At 60.7% G+C, this 15,299-nt stretch carries 12 protein-coding genes; all 12 read right to left on the bottom strand.

The window, feature by feature from the left end:
• Nucleotides 1-8: 8 nt before the first annotated feature.
• The 12 genes from AB5758_RS06525 to rpmE all read right to left on the bottom strand — a co-directional run bounded on the left by AB5758_RS06525 (nucleotide 9) and on the right by rpmE (nucleotide 15,104).
• A complete protein-coding gene (locus tag AB5758_RS06525) occupies nucleotides 9-860 on the bottom strand; it encodes a MurR/RpiR family transcriptional regulator (RefSeq protein WP_055310345.1) in 852 nt (283 codons plus the stop codon).
• A 204-nt stretch (nucleotides 861-1,064) separates the two neighbouring features.
• The gene (locus AB5758_RS06520; protein WP_368141599.1) at nucleotides 1,065-1,646 is read right to left on the bottom strand and encodes a VanZ family protein; all 582 of its coding nucleotides are present in this window, start codon (nucleotides 1,644-1,646) and stop codon (nucleotides 1,065-1,067) included.
• Nucleotides 1,647-1,750: 104 nt separating this feature from the next.
• Nucleotides 1,751-2,356, bottom strand: coding sequence for a recombinase family protein (locus AB5758_RS06515; protein ID WP_138340470.1), 606 nt, complete (start codon nucleotides 2,354-2,356; stop codon nucleotides 1,751-1,753).
• A 176-nt stretch (nucleotides 2,357-2,532) separates the two neighbouring features.
• On the bottom strand, nucleotides 2,533-4,668 hold the full coding sequence (locus AB5758_RS06510) for a ribonuclease R family protein (protein WP_368141598.1): 2,136 nt from the start codon (nucleotides 4,666-4,668) through the stop codon (nucleotides 2,533-2,535).
• 135 nt (nucleotides 4,669-4,803) lie between these two features.
• Nucleotides 4,804-5,724, bottom strand: coding sequence for a permease-like cell division protein FtsX (gene ftsX, locus AB5758_RS06505; protein WP_117769462.1), 921 nt, complete (start codon nucleotides 5,722-5,724; stop codon nucleotides 4,804-4,806).
• Complete coding sequence (gene ftsE, locus AB5758_RS06500) at nucleotides 5,711-6,931, bottom strand: cell division ATP-binding protein FtsE (RefSeq protein WP_022094244.1); 1,221 nt, start codon at nucleotides 6,929-6,931, stop codon at nucleotides 5,711-5,713. The genes ftsX and ftsE overlap by 14 nt, the downstream gene beginning before the upstream one ends.
• A 447-nt stretch (nucleotides 6,932-7,378) precedes the next feature.
• Nucleotides 7,379-8,320 carry a transketolase family protein gene (locus tag AB5758_RS06495; RefSeq protein WP_368141597.1) on the bottom strand — a complete coding sequence of 314 codons (942 nt, stop codon included), beginning with the start codon at nucleotides 8,318-8,320 and terminating at the stop codon, nucleotides 7,379-7,381.
• 1 nt (nucleotide 8,321) lies between these two features.
• A complete protein-coding gene (locus AB5758_RS06490) occupies nucleotides 8,322-9,152 on the bottom strand; it encodes a transketolase (protein ID WP_006235308.1) in 831 nt (276 codons plus the stop codon).
• 207 nt (nucleotides 9,153-9,359) lie between these two features.
• Nucleotides 9,360-10,250, bottom strand: a complete 891-nt coding sequence (locus AB5758_RS06485) for a YitT family protein (protein WP_270226408.1) — start codon at nucleotides 10,248-10,250, stop codon at nucleotides 9,360-9,362.
• Nucleotides 10,251-10,415: 165 nt separating this feature from the next.
• Nucleotides 10,416-11,564 (bottom strand): peptide chain release factor 2, encoded by a 1,149-nt coding sequence (prfB, locus tag AB5758_RS06480; RefSeq protein WP_270226407.1) that lies wholly within the window; start codon nucleotides 11,562-11,564, stop codon nucleotides 10,416-10,418.
• The gene (gene secA / locus AB5758_RS06475; protein WP_271737392.1) at nucleotides 11,564-14,371 is read right to left on the bottom strand and encodes a preprotein translocase subunit SecA; all 2,808 of its coding nucleotides are present in this window, start codon (nucleotides 14,369-14,371) and stop codon (nucleotides 11,564-11,566) included. Before secA ends, prfB begins: the two co-directional genes overlap by 1 nt.
• A 307-nt stretch (nucleotides 14,372-14,678) precedes the next feature.
• The gene (rpmE, locus tag AB5758_RS06470) at nucleotides 14,679-15,104 is read right to left on the bottom strand and encodes a 50S ribosomal protein L31 (RefSeq protein ID WP_006235303.1); all 426 of its coding nucleotides are present in this window, start codon (nucleotides 15,102-15,104) and stop codon (nucleotides 14,679-14,681) included.
• Nucleotides 15,105-15,299 lie beyond the last annotated feature (195 nt).

The following is a 15,299-nucleotide window of genomic DNA, read 5'->3' as shown; positions in this document are numbered from 1 at the left end:
CATTCACCTCATCTTTCCTGTTTCTCGATGTAGTTTTGCTTAATGACATGCGTCGCCCGTTCGTAGTCGCTGGCAACGTAAGCAGCGTAAAGGGCATCGACAACCATAAGCTGGGCCATACGCGAAGCCATGGCACCGCTGCGGACCAAGGGTTCACTCGCAGCAACGCCGAGCACGGCATCGGCCATGGTGGCAAGCTTGGATGATCCATCTACTTTGGTAACGGCCACAACGGGACAGTTGTGACGTTGAGCCTCGGCGGTGCAGTCCAGCACCTCTTGCGTCAAGCCCGAGTAGCTAAAGGCGATTGCCATATCGCCCTCATGCATGTTCTTGGCACATAAGAGCTGATCATGCCAGTCGTCGTACAGATGGCACTCTTTGTCGACACGCATGAGCTTTTGCGCCAGGTCGTGCGCGACCAAACGAGAGGCACCAATACCGAACAGATTGACCGCGCGTGCCCGCTTAAGACGGGCCGCGCATCGCTCCAAGACGGTGTAATCGAGCGTTCGCGCCGTCGCCTCGATCGTGCGCACGTTGCTTTTCATCACCTTCCCCACGATACGTTCGACGCTGTCATCCATGGAGATGTCCTCGAGGGCTACGTCTTTCTTGTCACCTAAGAGCGCCAGCTCGGCAATCAGTTCGCGCTGGAACTCCTTGTAGCCCGCAAAACCCAAACGCTTGCAAAAGCGCAAAATGCTCGAGGGCGAGGAGAACGTGACATCGGCAAGACCGCGGACGGACAGCCCGACCACCTCGTGCGGATGAGCGCTTACATATGCGATGACATTGCGTTCCGCCGGGCTCGCGCTAAGCTCACGCTCGCGAAGCCGCAAAAGCAATCCGTTTGCCATCTCAAACACCTCCGTTGAGAAGAATTAAAGACCAACGAACGATTCGTACCGGATACAAACAGCTTTTGCGGTACATTGTGCCGCATCGTGGCGCACAAAGGGCGAGCGTTCTACCGCTCGCCCCTCAAATCCGACCGCTCGGAAATACGCGCGACACAAAATAATTCAACGAGGCCGCATTATCAGAAACGGGTTTGTTACCGGCTAGCGCCTCGCATGGGCGCCGATCGGCCGAGTCGCATGGCGCACCAACGCCGCTGCCAGCAATACCAACAGCATGGCGGTGACATAGCCCGCAGCATCGAATCCTAAATCGATAACGTCGAAATGCCTGCCGGGAACAAAGATCTTATGTACCTGATCGCCAACGGAGCAGGCGGCGCAAAAGAGCAATACGGGCACGCAACGGGAGCATACGCTCCACGGACGCCTGGAAAAGCAAACCACGACCACGGAGGCGAACAATCCGACGAAGAAAAACTCTACGGTATGGGCAACGCGACGGACGTTCGTGCCCACCCACATGCGAATGGAAGCAAGTCGGCCAGACCGGACATTCGAGGCAGCCGAATCGGTGCCCCCGGTCATTCCGTTCTCCGCCTGAGCTTCACCCGTGGCATCGACAGCCTGAACGCCCGTAGCCTGGCCCTCCACCACACGCGCGGTAGACTCGCTCAGCAACGACGTCTCCACCGCATTTTGCTCCGTCAGCACCCAGATGCCCGCCAGCGTTGCAACGAACAGAACAATTGCGGTCCATCCGATTATTTGTTTTACGCGCGCCAAGGGCCAACCTCCTTTTTTGAATATCAGCGAGTGTAGCCCCAAATGGCATCGTCACCGTATCAAAATTTGAATCGCAACAGGAAGCGACAAAGCGACGCAAACCCCTACCCCGCCTCGCGCATCCAGCGATCGAACGTCCCCACGCACACGCCTAGGCACTTTGCTGCCTGGCTGCGGGTAATATCGCCTGCCTCATAGCTATCGCGCACCAGCTCAAACTGAGGAGGGCACGGCTTGCGAGGTCGACCGAAACGAACCCCTCGCGCCCGCGCCGCTGCAATTCCCTCCGCCTGGCGCCGATGGATATTCTCGCGCTCCACCTGCGCCACGTAGCTCAGCAGTTGCAGCACAATATCGGCAATCAGGGTGTTGGTCACATCCGGCGCGCCGCTGGCCCTAGCGCGCGTGTCAAGCAATGGCATGTCCAACACCACAATGGCAACCCCGAGCTCCTTGGTAATGCGTCGCCATTCCTCAAGAATCTCGGAGTAATTACGACCAAGTCGGTCGATAGAAAGCACCACCAGCACGTCCCCGTCTCCCAGGACGTGCAACAGCTCGCGATAATGCGGTCGATCGAAGTCCTTGCCGCTCGCATGGTCGGCATAAATATTCGCTGAGCCCACGCCATAGGCGCCCAGCGCATCCAGCTGCCGATTCAGATTCTGATCGCGCGAACTCACCCGCGCATACCCGTACACCGTCGCCATCTCATCCCCGCTTTCTTGTAAACCTGCCAAAAGGGACAGGTTTATTTTGGTAGGTTTTACCTCTCAAATAGCAGGTAAGCGGGCGGCCGAGCAGACGACAAGGTAGTCACGATTCAAATGCGAAGGGCGGTCCCGAAAGACCGCCCTCCGCTCTCTCGCCACGAGTCGGGATTTAGCTAATGGATAAGCTTAAAGTCCAAGTGTCCACGCGTGGTATTGACGCGCGAGACCTCGATAATCACGCGCTGGCCCAGTTCATAGCGAGTCCCCGTGTCGGCGCCCGTCAGCGTAAGCGCGTCCTCGTCGAACTCGAGCCACTCGTTGCCCAGGCTCTTAATTGAAACCAGGCCCTCGACCTGTGTTAGGTCCAAGCGCACAAAGAGGCCCATGCTGCTAACCCACGAGACGGTTCCGGCATAGCGCTCACCCAGACGGTCCTCATAGTACTGGGCAATCTTGATCTTTTGCGTCGCATGGCTGGCGGCATCTGCCGCGCGCTCGGCATCGCTACATGCGCGGCAGATCTGCGGCAGAATGCGCGGCAGCGACTCGCGCCCCTTGCCGATCAGCCGCGGCGTACGGACCAAGGCGTCCTTGCCGCCGAGCTGCTCATAGGCCAACTGCAGTTTGAGCACGCGGTGCACCACCAGATCGGGGTAGCGACGGATGGGACTCGTAAAGTGACAGTAGCACGGCGCGGCGAGCGCAAAGTGGCCCTCGTTGCGCGGCTTGTACAGCGCGCGCTGCATGCTGCGCAGAAGCAGCGTGTTGACGAGCGGTGCGTTGGCCGTACCGGCGGCAGCATCAACTGCAGCCTGCAGCTCATCGGGGCTCCCCAGGGCAATACCGGCAGCACGGCGATCGTCGATGATGCCTAGCTGCGCCAGCGCAACGGCGGCACCGTGCAGGCTATCGGGGCTCGGATCCTCATGCACGCGATAGCAGGCCTCGATATCACGGTCTGCCAGCCACTCTGCAACGCACTCGTTGGCGAGCAGCATGGCTTCCTCGATAAGCGACGTGGCACACGAACGCTCACGCGCCACAATCTGCACGGGCACTCCGTCCTCATCCAATAGAGCACGAATCTCGGCCGTGTCAAAATCGACCGAGCCGCGGGCGCGACGGATACGACGGCGAAGTTCGGCGAGTTCGTTGGCGGCGACAAGGAAATCGCAGAGGTCGACGTTGTAGCCGCGGGCGACCTCCTCGCACGCAAGACCGCGCTCAAGCGCTTCCTCGCGCGAGGTCTCGGCAGCCGCAACATCCTCGGCTGCACCCTCCAGCACCGAATACTCAACCGCGCCGGCACGCACCAGCAGCGCCTCGGCGCCGTCATAGTCCATACGCACACGCGAGCGAATCACGCTGGGGTACGGATCGTAATGCCGCACGCGACCCTGTGCATCGAGCTCAATGTCAACGGTAAACGCAAGACGGTCCTCGTCAGGGCGAAGCGAGCACAGGTCACAGGACAGGCGTTCGGGCAGCATGGGAAGCACGCGATCGGCCAGATACACCGATGTCGTACGATGGCGAGCCTCAAGATCGATATGCCCGTCCCAAGCCACATAGTGTGAAACGTCGGCGATATGCACACCCAGCTTGTAGCCACCCTCGGGCGTGCGCTCCAGCGAAATGGCGTCGTCAAAGTCGCGCGCGTCGACTGGGTCGATCGTGATGACAAAGCGGTCGCGCAGATCGCGGCGGAGCGGGTCCTTAAGCGCCGCGGACACATCGAGCGAAAGCCCCTCGGCCTCGTCCAGCGCGGCCTCGGGATAGCTATCGGTATAGCCGTAACGCGCCATCACATATTGAACGCCCAAATCGGGCGCGTCATCTCCGCCAATGCGGCGCTCGATCGTCACGGTACCCGATTCCAGGCGCGTCGGGTAGGTCAAAATGCGCGCGACAACAGCGTCACCCGGGTGGACACCCAGACGATCCGCCGAGGTATCCTCGGGCAGAATGAAGAAGTCGGCCTTCAGACGCGAATCGAGCGGCTCGATCACACCGAGCGGACCGGCGGTCTGGTACGTGCCCACCACGCTTATGGCTGCACGCTCAACCACGCTTTCGATCACGGCGCGCCGCTCACCGTGCGGGCTGTTCTTAATGCTCACGGCAACGGTATCGCCATCCATGATCTCGCGCTTACCGCGGCCCATGACCTTGTAGTCGCCGTTTTCGGTTACAACGTAGGCGCTATGCTCATGGAGCTGCACGCGCCCGGTCAGGCTCGGACGGCGTTCGCTGCGCACCGGCCCGCGCTGATTGCGAGCTCCACGCTTATGCTTGTTATTGCGCCCCATGGCGCCTCCTAACTATCGATTGCGAACTCCAAAGAGTCTACCCAAATGATTCGCTTTCCTGCCGTCCCCTAGGGATCAAAAAACGGGCCGCCCCATAAGAGACGACCCGTTGGAAGGGATGAATTCCAAGCATGCCTACACGCGCAGGTAGCGGCGCATGGCGATGGCAGAACCAAAGAGACCGATAATCACACCGACCAGAATCAGCGCAGCATAGGTCACCAGGTAGTACTGCATCGGCAGGGCAAACGACATCCAGCCGATGCTCTCCTGCAGACGCGGAATCATCAGATTGCGCAGCAGCTCCAGAACGCCGATGGAAAGCAGCGAGCCCAAAATGGCCTGCAGCACGCCCTCGGTGATAAACGGGCCACGAATGAAGCCGTTGCTGGCGCCGACCAGACGCATAATCGCAATCTCACGACGACGCGCCGTGATGGACAGGCGAATCGTGTTGTTGATGAAGATGAATGCGATAAAGGTCAGAAGACCAACGAGCACCACGGCGGCGATGCGGATGTAGTTGGTCACCTGGAACAGGCGGCTCACTTCCTCCTGGCCGTACAGCACGCTCGCGTTGACGTCGCCGTCATCCGCGATCTTCTGGAAATCGGCATCCTTCTTGAGCTTCTTTGCCGTGCTCTCGACCTTGGACGGATCGTCCATCTCAATAGCGAAGGAAGCCGGCAGCGGGTTCTGGCCATCGAGCGCGCTCATGGTGGCGTCGGCGTTGCCCGACATCTTGCTCGTATACTCGGCCAGCGCGTCGTCCTTGTCCTTATAGGTCACGGACTTGACGTTATTCCACGTCTTAAGCTCGGCCTCAAAAGCCTGAACATCGGCCTGATCGGCGTCATCACTAATGAACGCGTTGATGACAACCTGATCCTCGACGGTGCCGATCACGGAGTTCAGCATCGCAGAGCCCATGATGAACAGGCCGATGATAAACAGCGAAAGGAAGATCGTGATGACGGCGCCGAGCGAGGTAGTCCAGTTACGGAAGAAGTGGCTGATTGCCTCTTTGAAGGAGTAGCCCACGTTAGTTGGTGCCATAGTTGCCGTAACCTCCCCTCTCCTGGTCGCGGATGACGTGGCCGCCCTCGAGGGCGATCACGCGGCGGTGCATGCTATCGACCATCTCGCGGTCGTGCGTGGCGACGATCACGGTGGTGCCGGTGCGGTTAATACGCTCAAGCAGCTTCATGATGCCCAGCGAGATCGCCGGGTCGAGGTTGCCCGTGGGCTCGTCGCAGATCAGCAGCGGCGGACGGTTGACCATAGCACGGGCGACGGCAACGCGCTGCTGCTCGCCACCGGAAAGCTGGTCGGGCAGCGAGTCCATCTGATCGGCCAGACCGACCAGGCGCAGCACCTCGGGCACCTGGCTGCGAATGACGCCCTTGGGCTTGCCGATGCACTGCAGGGCAAACGCCACGTTTTCGTAGGCGGTCTTTTGCGGCAGAAGCTTAAAGTCCTGGAACACGGCGCCAATCTGGCGGCGCAGGAACGGAACCTTGCGGTTCTTGATCTTCATGAGGTCCTGACCGGCAACCAGGATGCGGCCGCTCGTCGGCTTGACGTCGCGGTTGAGCGTCGACAGCAGCGTGGTCTTACCCGAGCCGGAGTGACCGACCAGGAAGACGAACTCGCCCGGATAGATCTCGATGTTGATGTCGTCGAGTGCAGGCTTGTTGGGCTGTGCCGGATAGATCTTGGTGACATGCTCCATAAGGATGACGGGCTCGACACCGGCCTGCTTGGCCATCTTCTTGCGGCTGGCCTGCGGATCGATGGGCGCAAACACCGACGTAAAATCGGGGTTGTTGAGCGCGTTATCGAGGCTTGCGACCTCGGCTGCCTGATCGCTCTCGACCACCGGGGCAGCAGGCTGCGTGGGGTCGGGAATAGCGGCAAAGAGACCGGACTGCGCAGGCTGAGGAGCCGGCGTCGCAGGGGCCAAGGGGTCGGGAATGCCGGCCATGGTAGGCTGCGGCGTGGCGGCACCAGCCTGAGGCTGCTCCACGCGAGCGGTCACGGCCTGAACGGGCTCAAAACCCGCCGTGCCGGAAAGCGCGACATCGCTGGTTGGATTGTAGGCAAAGGGATCGGATGCCGGCTGTGCCTGATCTGCCGGCTGAGCGGGGGCCTGAGCAACAGGCTGGCCCTCTGAATCCGGAGTGGCGAAACGACTGCCCTGGACGCCTGCCTGCGTCTTGGGGGCATCATCGCCCGCACCGGAGGTACGGAAGTGGTTACCCACTGGTGCTCCTTATCGTCGTGCGTTTAAACTACATGAGCGCTTAGTATTTTAGCAGCATTAGCTTTGCTGCACATAAGAAGCATGGCCGTGTTTGGGTCCCTCCGGCCGGACACAGGGTTACTTTCCAAATCGTCCTCGGACATGTCGGAGCCTCCGCTGCGCACTACGTGCGGCGGGGGCTCCTCCGTCCTGCGGAAAGATTTGGAGAGTAACCCTGTGCCCGGCCTGCGGCTACTAAGGGGCCGCCGCATTTATCTTGGGGTGCTGCATATACAAAGTTAGAAGGGTCTGAATTGCACTTTGCTGTACTGGGCTCTCTTCCCGGAGAATGCCTCGCTTGGTGCGGCTCAGATTTAGCTGAAATATAAAACAGGGCCGCCCTCTTTGAGGACGCCCCTGTCTGCATTTGAATGCGATTGGCTTGTTGCCGATTGAGCGATGGCTGCTCTAGGCCAAGAACTCCTTGGTGGTCGCCACGATGTTGGCGGCGTCCAGGCCGTACTTGTGCAGGAGCTCGGCGCCCGGGCCGGACTCACCGAAGGTGTCGTTGACGCCGATCTTCTTGAGCGGCGTCGGGCACTGCTCGCACAGGACGTCGGCAACGGCGCTGCCCAGGCCACCGATTACAGAATGCTCCTCGACGGTCACGACGTGGCCGGTCTTGGTGGCGCTCTTGACGATCAGGTCGGCATCGATGGGCTTGATGGTGTGTATGTTGATGACCTCGGCGTCGATGCCCTCGGCAGCGAGCTGCTCGGCGGCCTCGAGAGCCTCGCCGACCATCAGGCCGCAGGCGATGATGGTCACATCGGCGCCCTCGCGCATGACAATGCCCTTACCCAACTCGAACTTGTAGGTCTCGGGGTCGTTGATAACCGGCGAGGCCAAACGGGCGAAGCGCATGTACACCGGACCGTCGCACTCGTAGGCGGCGCGCGTCACGGCGCGGGCCTCCACGTCGTCGGCGGGAACAATCACGGTCATGCCGGGGATGACGCGCATGAGGGCGATATCCTCGCAGCACTGGTGCGTGGCGCCATCCTCGCCCACCGAGATACCGGCATGCGTGGCACCGATCTTAACGTTGAGGTGCGGGTAGCCGATGGAGTTGCGGACCTGCTCAAAGGCGCGACCGGCAGCGAACATGGCAAAGGTGCTCGCGAAGGCAACGCGGCCGGTGGTCGCGATACCGGCGGCGACGCCCATCAGGTTGCTCTCGGCAATGCCCACATCGAAGAAACGATCGGGGCAGGCGGCCTTGAACTTGCCGGTCTGCGTGGCGGCGGCCAGGTCGGCGTCGAGGACCACAAAGTCATCGTGCTCGTTGGCGAGCTCGACGAGGGCCTCGCCGTAGCTTACGCGCGTGGCGATTTTTTTGACGTCTGCCATCCTAGAGCTCCTCTCCGGCGGCCGTGAGCTCTGCCATGGCCTGCTCAAACTGTTCATCGTTGGGGGCCTTGCCGTGCCAACCAACCTGGTTCTCCATAAAGGAAACGCCCTTGCCCTTCATGGTCTCGGCGATGATGGCGGTCGGCTGACCCTTGGTGGCGCGGGCCTCGGCAAAGGCGGCGCGGATCTGATCGAAATCGTTGCCGTCGGCAAGCTCCACCACGTGGAACTTAAAGGCGCGGAACTTGTCGGCGAGCGGCATGGGGTCGTTGACCTCCTCGACGGGGCCGTCGATCTGCAGGCCGTTGTGGTCGACGATCACGCAGAGGTTATCGAGCTGCTGGTTGCCGGCAAACATGGCTGCCTCCCAGACCTGGCCCTCCTCGCTCTCGCCATCACCCAGCAGGGCGTACGTGCGGTAAGTATCGCCCCAGTGCTTGGCGGCAACCGCCATGCCCACGGCGGCGGAGATGCCCTGGCCGAGCGAGCCGGTGGACATATCGACGCCCGGGGTGTCGTTCATGTTGGGATGACCTTGCAGGTGGCTGCCGATATGGCGCAGCGTCTCGAGATCCTCCTTGGGGAAGAACCCACGCTCGGCGAGCACGGCGTACAGGCCCGGAGCGCAATGGCCCTTGGAGAGCACAAAACGGTCGCGATCGGCCTTGCGGGGATCGGCCGGGTCGACGTTCATTTCCTCAAAGTACAGATAGGTCATGATGTCGGCAGCGCCGAGCGAACCGCCCGGATGGCCGGACTTGGCAGCGTGCACGCCGGTGACGATGCCCTTCCTTACCTCGTTGGCAACCTTTTTGAGCTCTTCGTCGCTCATTGTGCCTTCCTTTCATCCTCATTAGACAAAATGCGCACGGCACCGAAGGTAATCCCAACACAGCCGCAATGCACGTACGTCATTCATTATGCTGGAAACTGATGGCTTTACCAGAGTTTTTATCATTATTTGAACAATTTAGCAGGCAGAACCGCTGATGAAACGGTTTATCAATGTGAACGTCTTTTGGATGGAACGCGATCGACCCTACACGCTAATGTCCTTGAATCCCTCGCCGAAGGCTTCCGTAACGTCGGCAACCGTCACGATGGCATGAGGATCGCGCTCGCGCACGATCGTCTTGAGGGTATTGAGCTCTCGACGGCTCACGATGACCATAATCACTGGCTTCTCGGCACCCGAATACATGCCAGTCGCCTTAAACTTGGTACAACCACGACCCAGGCCATACATGATATCGGCAGCGATATCAGGGAACTTGTCCGAGATGATGAGTACCATACGGCGTTTGTTGCCACCATCGACCACGGCATCGATCACGTAGCCGCTAATGACCATCGAAAGGCCTGCATATAGCGCGTTTTCGATTGAAAAGACCGGAGCCGACAGCGCGCATACGGCAACATCGATCGCCATGACGGTCGAGCCCACGGGCAGTGAGGTATTACGCGAGATGATTTGGCCAATCGTGTCCGAGCCGCCGGTGTTGGCGCCGGCGCGCAACACCATGCCGTAACCGATGCCCGTAATAATGCCGCCCCACATGGCAGGGAGCATCAGGTCCGCATCCGCCAGAGGTGCTACAAACGGGGCGAACAGATCAGTAAAGAAGCCCAGCAGCACAAAGCCCGTCGCGGTCTGCACCACGTAGAACATGCCGCCCTCGCGCATAACGACCAACAACAGCAAGGCATTCATCACGATGGTCTGGATACCGACGGGAAGCGACACGCCTCGCGTCGCGCCGACCGCCTGGATAATGGTGGCAAGGCCCGTAACGCCACCGGCAGCAAGGCCGTTGGGAATCAAAAACAGGTCGGTCGCAATAGCGGCCAGAGCGCACCCCAACATGATCTGGGGCAGATCGTGAAAGAAGTTCATCGAAAGAATGCGCTTGATGTCCAGACGATATGCCATGCTGCCTCCCTCAAAAAAGCGCACCCCATCGGATGCGCTTCGAACTTCTTCTTGTATTCGATTCTACCGATTCGCCGAACAAAAACCACCCCTGCGCAGGGTTTATTCTGGATACAAACCCGTCCAACCGTTGGGCTTGGCATCAACTTGAAGCCACCCGATGTTTTAGACCTCCGAGCCTTCTGCATCGGCGTTGCCGGTGGCCCAGCGATGGTAGCCAATAACAAACGGGTCCAGGTCACCATCGTCAAGAACGGCCTCGACATTGCTGGTCTCCACGCCCGTGCGTAGGTCCTTGACCATCTGGTACGGGTAGAGCACGTAGCTGCGAATCTGGTTGCCAAAACCAATCGTGGTCTTGGGTCCGCGAATCTCATCGAGCGCCTCGGCACGCTTCTCGAGCTCAATCTCGTACAGGCGAGCCTTGAGGATCTGCATGCACGCGGCCTTGTTCTGGATCTGGCTGCGCTCGTTTTGGCAGGTGACCACAATGCCGCTGGGAAAATGCGTCACGCGCACGGCGGAGTCAGTGGTGTTGACGCCCTGACCGCCCGGGCCGCTCGCGTGGTACACGTCCACGCGGATGTCGTCGGGACTGATTTCGATGTCGATATCATCGGGTAGCACGGGGATGACCTCGACGCCGGCAAACGTGGTCTGGCGGCGCTTCTTGTCGTCGGTGGGGCTGATGCGCACCAAGCGGTGGACGCCGGCCTCGGCGCGCAGCATGCCAAATGCGTCCTTGCCCTCGACGGTAAAGGTCGCGCGGTCGATGCCGATAACCTCGGCTGCGGGACAGTCGTTGATGGTGACCTTCCAGCCGCGACGCTGGCAGTACTTCATGTACATCTTAAAGAGCATGAAGGTCCAGTCCTGGGCCTCCAGACCACCCTGTCCGGGCTTGATGGTCACAATGGCATCGCCGTGATCGAACTCACCGGTAAACCAGCTCGAAAGCTCAAGCTCATCGATGGCACGGGCCAGGCGCTCAGCCGTGGCTGTAGCCTCCTCGCGAAGGGCGACGGCGTCGGGGTCATCCCCCATCTCCTCGGCAAGCTCCAGCGCGGCGCGGGCATCGGAAAGCTCGCCGCGCGCGGTGTCCACGGCAGCGATATCTTCCTTGGTACGCGCTATCTCCTCCATGGTGGCACGGGCGGCGTCGGCGTCATCCCAAAAGCCAGGGGCAACACTTTTGGCCTCGAGCTCGGTCACGCGCGTGCGCTTTTCGTCCAGGTGGAGATACGACTCGACCTCGCCGAGCCGGTCCGCGAACGCGTCCAGCTCGGCGAGCGTTACCTCTAAAGCCTCAGCCATTAACGATTCCTGCCGTGGCAGTACTTAAACTTCTTGCCGCTACCGCAGGGACACGGGTCGTTGCGGCCCACGTTGACGTACGGATCATCGCTCTCGGACTTGCGATAGGTGGTCACCTTGCCACCGTTGTTGACGGCAGCCGGTCCGCCTTGGACAGCCGTGCGGGCCTGCACCTGCGCCTGCTTGCGCAGCACCGAGTCGCCGTTATCACCATCGACCTCGGCAGGACCGGAGAAGCGCGCGCCCTCGAGCGCGGGCTCCTCCTTGTGCTCCACGGCACGCGGGGCAGCCTTGATCTCGATGCGCAGAACCGTGCGCAGGTAATCCTCATACATGGTATCGACGAGTATCTGGAACGCGCCGTAGGCCTCGGTCTTGTACTCAACCAGCGGGTCGCGCTGGCCAAAGCCGCGCAGGCCGATGCCGGTCTTGAGGTAGTCCATCTCCTGCAGGTAGTTCATCCAGCGGGTATCGATGACGCGCAGCATGACCTGGGTGTTGAGCTCGCGCATCAGGTCCTCGCCCAAGCGCTCGGCCTTCATGTTGTAGCACTTCTCTACGTAAGCCAGGACATCGGCAGCCAGGGCCTCAAAATCCTCGTCGGGGAACTTCGGCGTATCGATGTGACCGGTGAGCTCCACAACCCACTTGCGCAGGCCCTCCAGGTCGCGCTCACCATCGTGGCTGTCCTTGGTGCAGAACTCCTGCACGCAACGGTAGACGGTATCGTGCATGACCTCGGTGATGTGGTCGGTCAGGTCCTTGCCGTCCAGAATCTTATTGCGCTCGGCGTAGATGACCTGGCGCTGCTTGTTCATAACGTCGTCGTACTCAAGGACGCTCTTACGCATGGAGAAGTTGATGCTCTCGACCTTGTGCTGGGCGCTCTCGACGGCCTTGGAGATGATCTTATGCTGGATGGGCATGTCGTCACCCATGTCGGCCGTGACCATCATCTTGGAGACGCGGTCCATCTTGTCGCCGCCGAACAGGCGCATGAGGTCGTCCTCGAGCGACAGGTAGAACTGGGTCTCGCCCGGATCGCCCTGACGACCGGAGCGGCCGCGCAGCTGGTTGTCGATACGGCGGGACTCATGGCGCTCGGTGCCGATAACGGTCAGGCCGCCGGCGGCAAGCACGCGCTCGCGCTCGGCCTTGCAAGTCTCCTTGGCCTCGGCGTTAAACTGCTCGAGCTGCTCGGGCGTCACGTCCTCCATGGTCAGGCCCTCGTACTCCAGGCGCTCGCGCACCAGTTCGTCGGGGTTGCCGCCCAGCAGGATGTCGGTACCACGACCGGCCATGTTGGTGGCGATGGTCACGGCGCCGTAGCGTCCGGCCTGGGCCACGATGTGGGCCTCGCGTTCATGGTGCTTGGCGTTGAGGACCTCGTGTGCGATGCCGCGCTTGGTAAGGGCGGCGGACAGCTTCTCGGAGCTTTCGATGGAGACGGTGCCCACCAGGACCGGCTGGCCCTTGGCGTGACGACGCTCAACGTCGTCGGCGACGGCGTTGTACTTAGCCTGAATGGTGCGGTACACCAGGTCCTCGTGGTCCACGCGCTGCACGGGCTTGTTGGAGGGGATGACCTCGACAGGCAGCTTGTAGATCTCGCGGAACTCGGCATCCTCGGTAAGTGCCGTGCCGGTCATGCCGGAAAGCTTGTCATACAGACGGAAGTAGTTCTGCAGGGTGATGGTGGCGAGTGTCTGGTTCTCCTCGCGTACGAGCACACCCTCTTTGGCCTCGATGGCCTGGTGCAGGCCCTCAGAATAGCGGCGGCCCTCCATGATGCGGCCGGTGAACTCGTCGACGATCTTGACCTCGCCGTTGGTGACCACGTACTGCTTATCGCGGTGGAACATGTACTGGGCCTTCAGCGCCTGCTGCAGGTGGTTGACCAGCTGGCCGGAGAGATCGGCATAGATGTCATCGATACCCAGGCGGCGCTCGATCTTCTTAAGACCGCGCTCGGTGGCGGCGATAGTGTGCTTGGCCTCGTCCATGACGTAGTCGCCCGTGGGCTCGACGTCCTCGGTGGCGGTGAGCATGTCGTGCGACACGTCCTCGCCGCGCTCAAGGCCACGCACGGCACGCGCGAAGTCCTTGTAGGTGCTGGCGGACTTGGTGCCGGCGCCCGAGATGATGAGCGGGGTACGCGCCTCGTCGATCAGGATGGAGTCAACCTCGTCGACGATGGCGTAGTTGTGGCCGCGCTGCACACGCTGCTCGGGGCGGGTAACCATGTTATCGCGCAGGTAATCGAAACCGAACTCGGAGTTGGTGCCGTACGTGACGTCGGCCTGGTAGGCCGGACGCTTGAGCTCGAGCGGCATGTTGTTCTGGAGCAGACCGACGGTCATGCCCAGGTACTTGTAGATGCGGCCCATCCACTCGGAATCGCGCTTTGCCAGGTAATCGTTGACGGTAACGACATGCACGCCCTTGCCGGCGATAGCGTTGAGGTAGCCGGCCAAGGTGGAGACGAGCGTCTTGCCCTCGCCGGTCTTCATCTCGGCGATGTGGCCCTCGTGCAGTGCCATGGCGCCAATGAGCTGCACGTCAAAGTGGCGCATACCCATGGTGCGCTTGGAAGCCTCGCGCACGGTGGCAAAGGCCTCGGGAAGCATGTCGTCGAGCGACTCGCCGTTGGCGTAACGCTCGCGGAACTTATCGGTCTGGGCGCGGAGTTCCTCCTCGGTCATCTTCTCAAACTGGGGCTCAAGACCGTTGATCTGGTCGACGATCTTGTAGTAGCGCTTAAGGTCCTTATCGGATCCAAAGGACAGCAGCTTTGACATGAATCCCATGTGGTTTTCCTTTTTGGCCATCGCCCACGCCGTGCAGCTGCGGGCGAGTTAAACACAGATGATTGTACTTTAGCCAAACAAGGCGCGGCCTATACGGTCGAGCTCGACCGCCACGTAATAACTACGACCAACCTGCCACAATGGGACAGGTTAATTTTGGAGGGTTTATCTGGGCAAACGCCGCCTCTCCGCCATTTGATGCCATGGGGACAGGTTAGTTTGCACTAATCAAAAAGAAAAGGGCCGTGCACCCAAATGGATGCACGGCCCTCATGCCCTGAATGCGAGTGATTCCGCGGCGAGCTATTTACTCAGCAGCCTCGGTGGTCTCGGCCTCGGCAGCGGCCTCCTCGACGGGAGCCTCTGCGGGAGCCTCAGCAGCCTGCTTGGCAGCCTCCTCGGCGAACTTAGCGGCACGCTTAGCCTTCTCGGCAGCCTTAGCCTCAGCGGCGGCCTTGCGAGCGGCCTCGGCCTCAGCAGCCTTGGCGGCCTTGGCAGCCTTGGCCTCCTCGGCCTTCTTGAGCTGGGCGGCAGCGGCGCCACCGAACTTGTCGGCGAAGCGCTGGACGCGTCCACCGGTGTCGACGAACTTCTGCTGGCCGGTGTAGAACGGGTGGCACTCGTTGCAAAGCTCGACCTTCATCTCGGACACGGTAGCGTGCGTCTTGAAGGTGTTGCCGCAGGAGCACGTCACCGTGCACTCGACATACTGGGGATGGATACCCTGCTTCATGGTAGGACTCCTTATTGGTCAGGCGCTGGTTACCGATCAGCGCATAAGGCGTCTTGGTTTCCGACCAAGACAACAAACTCGGCTATGGTACCACGGCGCCGCGTGTCCCACAAAAGGTTCACGGTCTTTTCGGAACGACACGAATCTGACCCATCGAAACACATCTCCACCGTTCCTTCAACTGGGAAAATGCCG

This window comes from Collinsella aerofaciens (assembly GCF_040926405.1).
Lineage (GTDB): Bacteria > Actinomycetota > Coriobacteriia > Coriobacteriales > Coriobacteriaceae > Collinsella.
This window is presented reverse-complemented; position numbering and strand designations above follow the sequence as displayed.